Annotated in this window: 2 protein-coding genes; both read right to left on the bottom strand. The window is 34.1% G+C overall.

The annotated features are described in order from the left end of the window. Positions 1-468: hypothetical protein (locus SMIDD26_RS05820; protein ID WP_061439527.1), on the bottom strand; the 468-nt coding region annotated here is incomplete at its 3' end. Positions 469-564: 96 nt separating this feature from the next. Next, positions 565-693: a hypothetical protein gene (locus tag SMIDD26_RS13700; RefSeq protein WP_280630521.1), complete on the bottom strand. Its 129-nt coding sequence runs from the start codon at positions 691-693 to the stop codon at positions 565-567. Positions 694-1,042: the final 349 nt, after the last annotated feature.

The following is a 1,042-nucleotide window of genomic DNA, read 5'->3' as shown; positions in this document are numbered from 1 at the left end:
TGTCACTAGTTCTTCTACAAATTGAATATTATGAGGTTCAAAAAAGTCATTAAATTCCGATAGTTCTTTACTATAAATTGTCACAACATTATAGCTATCAAGCATGATCTCATCATGACTTTTATGCCCACCAAATCCAAACTGACTAAGTCCATCATTAATAAGCAAATCACCGTATCTAATCAACAGTGCTAGGCATTCCTCTCTTGAACAACCATCAATATAATAAACATCCTTATGGGATTCCTTGATAATATTCTTTGCTATTACTTTTTCTCTATCAATACTGACAGGCAATTCCAAAATAAAAAACAAGGGCTCGTCATGAATCGCAATAAAGTGTTGAAAAACCTCTAATATTTTTTCTGCGTGTACATTCGCCATCAAATGATGTTCAGTTAACTTTGTAAATGATTCAAACAGGTTTTCTACCAAGCTAACTCGGTGACCTTTTACTAAATTCAACATTATGTGTCCTCCAGAGAATTTAAACAATATCCACATTTATAATTTCATTATACCATTAAACCCCTAAAAAGACTGCAACTTCCCAGTCACAGTCTCTTATAAATCTACCTCAGTTCCTTCAAGGAAAGTTACTACAATTTGTCCAGCTTCTGAAATACTGATGTGGTCGAGAACTTGATTCATGATAACTCCATCAAATTTATCTAAATCTAGTATCTGATACATCTGCTTTGCATAGTGCTTATGGATAAGATTTGCTCCTTGCTCAAGCTTTTGCCACTTAGCTACCACATCAGATCTATGTTCTTGAGCAGTCTAATAAATCTTCTAAAAATTAAAACTCAAACTATGTTAAGAAATTCATCAACAACATCTGAAAATTTCCACAAGACTAAATCTTGCCTAAGTTTCATATATAAGAGGGGACACATTCATTCCCATAAAGCCATGCTCATTGGTAATGAATGTATCCCCTATGGGTAATTGGAAATAAAAACTCAGTAACACCACCTATCGGACCAAGACACTCAACTGCTGCTCTAAGTCTGATACTTCCTCATATATCACAAAAAGC

Origin of the sequence: Streptococcus mitis (genome assembly GCF_001579035.1) — a bacterium.
In the GTDB taxonomy this organism is placed as follows: domain Bacteria; phylum Bacillota; class Bacilli; order Lactobacillales; family Streptococcaceae; genus Streptococcus; species Streptococcus mitis_J.
Note: the sequence above shows the minus strand (reverse complement) of the source record. Positions and strands in the feature narration are given on the sequence as shown.

What these genes read in the sequence shown, in the direction of transcription:
- SMIDD26_RS13700 (WP_280630521.1), bottom strand. Translation starts at nt 693, where the DNA reads ATGTATCAGATACTAGATTTAGATAAATTTGATGGAGTTATCATGAAT.